We start from the raw sequence: 7,070 nt of genomic DNA, 5'->3' as shown, positions 1-7,070 counted from the left end.
GAGCCACCGTCATCGCCGCGTGGGCGCAACCCGTCACCGAACTGTTCCGCCGACTCGGCTTCGACGACGCCGAGGCACGCCGCCGGGCCCGCCTCGGCCTCGCCGCCACCCGAGGGCTGCTGCTCGACCTGCTGACCACCGGCGACCGGGAACTGCTCGACGACGCCGCCGACCTGTTCGCCGACCTGATCACGGCACCGCGCCCCGGTGGAACAGCGACTCACCCTTGACCAGCCACGCCACCCCGAACGCGAGCACCGCCACCGCCTCGGCCCAGAAGACCGGCTTCGCCGCGTCGCGGACCGACTCGGGCAGCAGCACGCTCGCCAGCGCCACCACGATCGCCACCAGGATCACCGCCCCGCACACCCGGTAGACGCCGTTGCGTACCCGACCACCCCCGTGCATCGGGAAGCGGAACAGCGAGATCACCGCCAACAGCGCGAACAGGCCGGCCGCCGCCACCCCGTGCACCCGCCCCACCAGCACGTCCGAGCGACTGAGCGCACCCACCGTGTCCAGCGAGGTCGGAAACAGGGCCACCATGATCGCCAGCACCCCGGCCAGGCTGGTCAGCACGTCGTCGAAACGGCGGTACCGGTAGCTGATCAGGAACACCCCGATGGCACACATGCTGCCGACGAAGACGTCCCGCATCGGCGTGTGGTAGTAACCGCTGATCGAGCCGAGCAGCCGGGAGTCGCCGGTGACCAGCACGAAACCGACCGGCAGGACGACAGGCAGGGCGGTGCCGACGACGCCGACGCCGAGGCGCAGCCGGCGTACGGTCAGCACGTCCTGCGACGAGGTGTGGTGCATCGTTCCTCCCGGCCCTCGGCCCGTCTCCAGTGGAAGCGGCCCGGCGGCGGGTGTCAGTCAGATCCCCGTCATACGCGACAGCGGGATCGAACGGGGTCCGCCGACACCGACCTCGGGGATCACGGCCTCAGCGGGCCGGCCCGGTCGAGTCGACGAAGGCGGCCCAGGCGGCGGGGGAGAAGACGAGGGCGGGCCCGGCGGGGTTCTTGCTGTCGCGTACGGCGACGAGGCCGGGCAGGTTGTCGGCGACCTCGACACAGTTGCCGTTGTTGTCGCCGCTGCGGGTGCTCTTGCGCCACCGCGCGCCGAGCAGGTCGTCAGCCATGATGGACCTCCTCCTTGATCTTGCCGATCATGCCCCTTGATTGTTCCTCATCAAGTGCCAGGCTGAGGAGGCTCGCCCAGACCTTCTCGGCATGTCGGGCCGGTTCTCGTAAACGCCACGGGTGTAGCCGGGAGTTAGAAGTAGCCCAGGAACCAGGGTGTCGTCGTGCTCGCGGAGGCGCGAGGCGGCGGATTCGAGGCCGACGTACAACTCGAACCAGTCGGGAACGGCGTCGCCGTACGAGTGCCACCAGCCCTTGGCCTTTGTCTCGTTGGCCAGGGCGGTGAGCGCGCCGGTCAGCTCGGGGGTCGCGCCGTACAGGTCGCACAGGGCCTTGACGTCGACGGCGCGGGTGGGGCCGAGGCCGGTCTCGATGCGCCACATCTTCTGCCGGCTGCACTGCATGGCCTCGGCGGCGCCGTCGAGGGTCGTGCGCGCCTCGGTGCGCAGGTCGCGCAGCGCCCGCCCGAGCTGCCGCCGGGGGACAAGAGGCCCCTGACAACGGCTACGACCACGCAATTCCCATTCCGTGGCGGCACACCGTGACGGTCCGAACGGGACCTGACCGCCCGGTACGCTCCGCTCATGCCGGACGGTCACCAGCGGCACCCCGACGGGCGGGATGTGAGAGCGGTCGACGGACGGCGACCCGGCTGGTACCGGGGCGACTTCCATGTGCATTCGGTGCGCTCCAGCGGCGGGGAGTTGACTGTCGACCTGCTCGCCGCCGAGGCTCGCGCCGCCGGTCTGGACTTCGTCGCCGCCACCGAACACAACAGCGCCCTCGGCCACGCCGACTGGGCCCCGTACGCCGGTGCGGACCTGCTGGTGATCCCGGGTCGGGAGGTCACCACGGTCACGGGCCACTGGCTGGCGCTGGGCGTCGAGGCGGCAGTCCCGGTCGACTGGCGTTACGGCGTACGCGACGAGGCGGTCGGCGGCCAGCTCGACGCGGTGCGCCGGGCGGGTGGGGTGTGCGTGGCGGCCCACCCCCACGCGCCGTACCCCGGTGGCACCCTGGCCTACCCGTACCGCTGGTTCGACGCCGTGGAGGTGTGGAACGGGCTGTGGGCCTCCGACCTGCCGTGGAACGCCGACAACGAGGCGGCCCTGGCCGAGTGGGCGCGCGGCCTGGCCTACGACGTCCACCGGGGACGGTGGCGTCCGGCCGTGGGCAACAGCGACGCCCACCTGGCGGGTCAGCTCGGCACCCCGCACACCGTGGTCCGTGCCGACGAGCTGACCGCCGACGCCGTGCTCGCCGGCCTGCGGGCGGGCCGGAGCTGGGTCGCCGGGTCGTCGGTCGTCGACCTTGAGTTCACCGCGACCGCCGACGGGCAGGCGGCGGGGGTCGGCGAGTGTCTCGTCGCCGACGACGCCCCGATCGTGGTGCGGCTGGCCGTCCGTGGCGTGCCGTCCGGCCTTGTCACCCTGCATGCCGAACGTGGGACGGTGCACCGTGAGGGGTTACCCGCCGACGGGGCGGGCACGGTGGAGTGGCGGACGACGGCGCAGGAGGCGGGCTTCGTCCGGGGCGAGGTGCGTCACCCGGACGGGCGGATGGCGGCCCTCACCAACCCGATCGTGCTGACCTGAGCCGTGCCGCTGACGCCGGGAGGTGCGTCACCGCGGGATGTCGGGCGGGGTCTCGTCGGCGTTCAACCGGTGCCGGTAGGTGTCGACGATCGCCTGCCCGGCCGGGTCGCCGCCACCGACGGCCGCCGCCGTGGCGCTGACCTGGCGGAGCAGGTCGGTGTGGGCGGCCCGGGTCGTCTCCACGATCACCCGAGCGGTGTGGGCGGCGGACCGCTGCCGGACGGTCTCGTCGAGCCGCAGGTCGACCAGCAGGCCGGACGAGTCGACGGTCACCTCGACGGCCCGGTCGGGGCTACTCGCGGTGCCGTTCAGCGACTGCACCTGCGCAGACAGGGCCTTCGCCCGCACGGCCTGGTCGGCGAAGGACGCCTCCCACTCGTCGAGCCCCTGCGTGGCCGCGTCGAGCGCAGCCTGATCCGCCCACATGCGACCCTCTCCCGATACCACCAGACGCCGACACGTTACCAACTGGTGGCGCTGCGTGGTGTCCCCGGCGGAATCGGCCGGGACGGCGGGCGGGCCGGCAGCCCGGCGGTCCCGCGTAGAAGGCGAGGTGACCGCGGCGATCGAGGCCGGCCGACCACGGCCGGTCGTCGACCGCACGTACCCCCTCGCCGAGGCGGCGGAGGCGCTCCGTCACATCGGTGCGGGCCACGCCACCGGGAAGACCGTCCTCACGATCTGACGCCATCGGTCGGGCGCAGGTCAGCGGCGCTGCTGACCGACCGCGACGACGGGTCGGGCCGGCCCGCCCAGGCCGTGGTGATCAGCACCAGCGCGCCGATGTAGGTCGTCATCACCAGCAGGCCGTGGCCCGGCAGGGTGGCGCCGGCCGCGTCCACCCCGATCAGCAGGTCGGAGACCAGGAACAGCGCGCCGCCGACGGCCGCCTGGCGGGAGACGCCCGTCGCGGTCGCCGCCATCACCGACAGCGCCAGGCTGTACCCGAGCACGGGCAGCCGCAGCGCGCCGAGCTGCCCCCACAGCAGCGCGTTGGCACCCGCCCACAGCAGCAGGTAGCCCACGACCGCCACCACGGGCGGACGGCGGTGCCGCAGGAACGCGGTGGTGAACGCGACCTGCGTACCCAGGAAGCAGGCCATGCCCAGCAGGAACGCCGGCTGCCCCGACACCAGCAGGGCCACGTCGCCGGCGGCGGCGAAGACCAGGCCGACCGCCACGGCGTCGAAGCGCCCGCGTACGCGCCACAGCCAGACCAGCAGCAGGGGGGCCAGGAGCGGCTTGGCCAGCCACTGCACCGCGCGTACGTCGAGGGCGACCGCGACCAGTTCCACCAGGGCCACGGCGGCGAAGGCCCACAGCAGGGCCGGCTGACGGCCCGTCGCGTGCCTCATCGGGCCGGCTGCCAGCCGGGACGGCCGAACAGGTAGCCCAGACGGTGTCGCCAGCAGGTCGCCGAGCGGAGGTCCCGCCAGATCGAGCCGTACTCGTGGGTGGCCACCCGCAGCGGGTTGTACGTGGCGATGTTCGTGGTCAGTCCGAACCGGACGGCGGCCCGCTCCGGTTCGAACGTGCCGAACAGCCGGTCCCAGACGATCAGGATTCCGCCGTAGTTGCGGTCCAGGTACTCGTTGTTCGACCCGTGGTGCACCCGGTGGTGCGAGGGGGTGTTGAACACGAACTCGATCGGCCGGGGCAGCAGGTTGATCCGCTCGGTGTGCAGGAAGAACTGGTACAGCAGGCTCACCGACTGCTGGAGGAAGATCATCCACGGGGGGATGCCGACCAGGGCCAGGCCCAGCCAGAACGGCAGGGACGTCATCGGCGTCCAGCTCTGCCGCAGGGCGGTGGAGAAGTTGAAGAAGACGCTGGAATGGTGCACGACGTGCCCGGCCCAGAACACCCGTACCTCGTGGTGGGCCCGGTGGAACCAGTAGTACGCGAAGTCGTCGGCGAAGAACAGCAGCACCCACACCCACCAGTCGGTGGGGTCGAGTTTCCACGGGGAGACCGTGTACGCGGCGGCGTACAGGCCGATGGTGAGCAGCTTCCACGGCACCCCGATGACCTGGCTGCCGGCGCCCATGGTCAGGCTGGTCGCGGTGTCGCGCAACTCGTAGCCGCGCTCGTCGTCGTCGGGGGCGAACCGGTAGGAGACGGCTTCCACGACGATGAGCAGCAGGAACGCCGGGACGGCGTACAGCACGGCGGGGATCATGCCGGACTGTCCTTTCTGGTGGTGGCGGTGAGGGGAGCGGTGAGCAGGATCCGTGCCTGCTCGGCGGCGTCGTCCGCGCGGCCCTCCGCGATCGCGGCGGCCAGCCGGCGGTGCCCGGCGACGTCCAGCAGTTCGGCGGCACGCCGCTGCGGCGGCACCTCGCCCACGGCGAGGGCCCCGGCCACCAGGCTGTTGAAGGCCAGCAGGTAGGCGATGTTGCCGCAGCCGCGCAGGATGTGCCGCCAGAGCTCGATGGTGGCCGCACCCATCGCGGGCAGGTCGGGCGCGAGCGCCACGTACTCCTCCGTGGCCCGCACCACCGTGTCGCGGGTGGCCTGGTCGGCGCGTCGGGCGCAGAGCCGGGCGGCGTCGACGCCGATGCAGGCCCGCATGTCCATCATGTCCCGCACCAGCGTGCCCACCGGCAGCACATCGTCGGACTGCACCAGCGACAGCGCCAGGTCGAGCCCGGCGTGCACCCGCCAGTCCAGGACCCTGGTCGCGCCGCCCTGGCTGACCCTGACCAGCCCGAGCTGCTGGAGGCGGCGCAGCGCCTCGCGGACGGCGTGCCGGTTCACCTCGAACGCGGCGGCCAGTTCGCGCTCGCCCGGCAGGGTGTCGTCGGGCTGGTAGTCGCCGCGCACTATCGCGTCACGCAGCTGGCCGAAGACGAGGTCGGACACGGAGGCACGGGTGACGGGGACGAACGCCATACGCCAGAGTGTGTCCCACCACACATCAACCCGTCAACTGGTTGGACCAGTCACCTGCCTGCCCGCTCGACTGTCCGGACACCCGACTGTCCCCGCCGCCCGCCGCCCGCCGCCCGCCGCCCGGCTGTCCCGGCTGTCCCGGCGACGGCCGGGGTTGCCGTGGTCGGGCCGGCGTCGGCGCGGGTCAGTCGGGCAGCAGAGGCACCTGCGGGCCGGTGTCCCGGCCGAGCAGGACGGCGCGGGTGAGCGCCGTGGCGCCGAACCGCTCCCGGACCGCGTCGACCGCCGCGTCGAGGTGCGCCCCGGGCGCCGGGCCCGATGCGGCGCCCGATCCGGTGGGAAACGGCAGCGTGAGTTGCACGTGCCCGTCGTCGAGGTTGCCCACCGAGACGCCGATCAGCGTCACTCCCCGTCGGTCGATCTCCGGCAGCGCCCTGTGCAGTAGCGCGCGGGCGGCACGCAGCACCGCCTCCGTGTCGTCGGTCGACTTGGCCAGGGTGTGCGAGCGGGTCGCCCGGGTGTAGTCGCCGAAGCGCAGCCGCAGGGTGACCGTCCGGCCGCTGCGGTCGGCCCGGCGCATCCGCGCGGTGACCCGGTCGACCAGTCCGGCGAGGGTGGCGTCCAGGTCGGCGGGGCCGTGGTCGACGCGACCCAGGGCGTGCTGCGCGCCGATCGACCCGCGTCGCCGGCCGACCTGCACCGGCCGGGGGTCGCGGTTGTGCGCCAGGGCGTGCAGGTGCCGGCCCGCCCCGGCGCCGAGCAGTGACACCAGGGTCGCCTCGCCGAGCCGGGCGACCTGCCCGACCGTGCGGATCCGCCGCTCACGCAGCTTCGCGGCGGTGACCGGGCCGACCCCCCCACAGCCGCTCCACCGGCAGCGGGTGCAGGAACTCCAGTTCCCCGGTCGGCGGCACCACCAGCAGCCCGTCGGGCTTGGCGACCCCGCTGGCCACCTTCGCCAGGAACTTCGTGCGCGCCACCCCGACGGTGATCGGCAGGCCCACCTGCTCACCCACGGCGCGCTTCAGGGCGGCGGCGATGTCGGCGGGCGGCCCGACCAACCGGCGCAGGCCACCCACGTCGAGGAACGCCTCGTCGATGGACAGCCCCTCCACCAGCGGTGTGGTGTGCCGGAAGATCTCGAACACGGCCCGACTGGCCGCGCTGTACGCCGCCATCCTCGGCGGTACCACCACCGCGTCCGGGCACAGCCGGCGGGCCTGCCCGCCGCCCATCCCGCTGTGGACGCCCCGGACCTTCGCCTCGTAGCTGGCGGCCAGCACCACGCCCCCGCCGACGATCACCGGCCGCCCCCGTAGGCGCGGGTCGTCGCGCTGCTCGACCGACGCGTAGAACGCGTCGAGGTCGGCGTGCAGGACGTTCGCCTCGTGGGACACCCCCGAATCTTCGCACACCTGTTCGACAGGCAGGGTTTGAC

9 protein-coding genes and 2 pseudogenes are annotated in these 7,070 nt (G+C 73.1%); 3 read left to right on the top strand and 8 right to left on the bottom strand.

Annotated elements, in window-relative coordinates:
• Positions 1–230 (top strand): annotated as a pseudogene (locus GA0070616_RS28400) (hypothetical protein); the annotation flags it as partial.
• Here the strand turns inward: GA0070616_RS28400 and GA0070616_RS27340 are convergent.
• From GA0070616_RS27340 to GA0070616_RS27330, 3 genes are all read right to left on the bottom strand, one after another.
• Positions 190–819: a hypothetical protein gene (locus GA0070616_RS27340; protein WP_091089579.1), complete on the bottom strand. Its 630-nt coding sequence runs from the start codon at positions 817–819 to the stop codon at positions 190–192. The pseudogene GA0070616_RS28400 and the gene GA0070616_RS27340 overlap by 41 nt on opposite strands.
• Positions 820–946: 127 nt before the next feature.
• Entirely contained in the window at positions 947–1,144 is a 198-nt protein-coding gene (locus GA0070616_RS27335; RefSeq protein WP_091089577.1) for a DUF397 domain-containing protein, read from the bottom strand.
• Positions 1,145–1,171: 27 nt separating this feature from the next.
• Entirely contained in the window at positions 1,172–1,663 is a 492-nt protein-coding gene (locus GA0070616_RS27330; protein ID WP_425412975.1) for a helix-turn-helix domain-containing protein, read from the bottom strand.
• A 66-nt stretch (positions 1,664–1,729) separates the two neighbouring features.
• Between GA0070616_RS27330 and GA0070616_RS27325 the strand changes: the two genes are divergently transcribed.
• Positions 1,730–2,740, top strand: a complete 1,011-nt coding sequence (locus GA0070616_RS27325) for a CehA/McbA family metallohydrolase (RefSeq protein ID WP_091089572.1) — start codon at positions 1,730–1,732, stop codon at positions 2,738–2,740.
• A 27-nt stretch (positions 2,741–2,767) separates the two neighbouring features.
• Here the strand turns inward: GA0070616_RS27325 and GA0070616_RS27320 are convergent, their stop codons facing one another.
• Complete coding sequence (locus tag GA0070616_RS27320) at positions 2,768–3,166, bottom strand: YbaB/EbfC family nucleoid-associated protein (RefSeq protein ID WP_091089568.1); 399 nt, start codon at positions 3,164–3,166, stop codon at positions 2,768–2,770.
• A gap of 127 nt (positions 3,167–3,293) precedes the next feature.
• Between GA0070616_RS27320 and GA0070616_RS29065 the strand changes: the two genes are divergently transcribed.
• Positions 3,294–3,425, top strand: a complete 132-nt coding sequence (locus tag GA0070616_RS29065) for a zinc-binding dehydrogenase (RefSeq protein WP_245712916.1) — start codon at positions 3,294–3,296, stop codon at positions 3,423–3,425.
• On the opposite strand, the gene GA0070616_RS27310 is transcribed toward GA0070616_RS29065, so the two are convergent.
• The 4 genes and pseudogenes from GA0070616_RS27310 to dinB form a co-directional block, all read right to left on the bottom strand.
• The gene (locus GA0070616_RS27310; protein WP_091089561.1) at positions 3,415–4,095 is read right to left on the bottom strand and encodes a lysoplasmalogenase; all 681 of its coding nucleotides are present in this window, start codon (positions 4,093–4,095) and stop codon (positions 3,415–3,417) included. The genes GA0070616_RS29065 and GA0070616_RS27310 overlap by 11 nt on opposite strands.
• The gene (locus GA0070616_RS27305) at positions 4,092–4,919 is read right to left on the bottom strand and encodes a sterol desaturase family protein (RefSeq protein ID WP_091089558.1); all 828 of its coding nucleotides are present in this window, start codon (positions 4,917–4,919) and stop codon (positions 4,092–4,094) included. The genes GA0070616_RS27310 and GA0070616_RS27305 overlap by 4 nt, the downstream gene beginning before the upstream one ends.
• Entirely contained in the window at positions 4,916–5,632 is a 717-nt protein-coding gene (locus GA0070616_RS27300) for a FadR/GntR family transcriptional regulator (protein ID WP_091089555.1), read from the bottom strand. The genes GA0070616_RS27305 and GA0070616_RS27300 overlap by 4 nt, the downstream gene beginning before the upstream one ends.
• Before the next feature lie 184 nt (positions 5,633–5,816).
• A pseudogene (gene dinB / locus GA0070616_RS27295) lies at positions 5,817–7,029 on the bottom strand (DNA polymerase IV).
• Positions 7,030–7,070 lie beyond the last annotated feature (41 nt).

Source organism: Micromonospora nigra (assembly GCF_900091585.1).
Lineage (GTDB): Bacteria > Actinomycetota > Actinomycetes > Mycobacteriales > Micromonosporaceae > Micromonospora > Micromonospora nigra.
The sequence above is the reverse complement of the archived record's forward strand: the minus strand, read 5'-3'. Positions and strand labels throughout refer to the sequence as shown.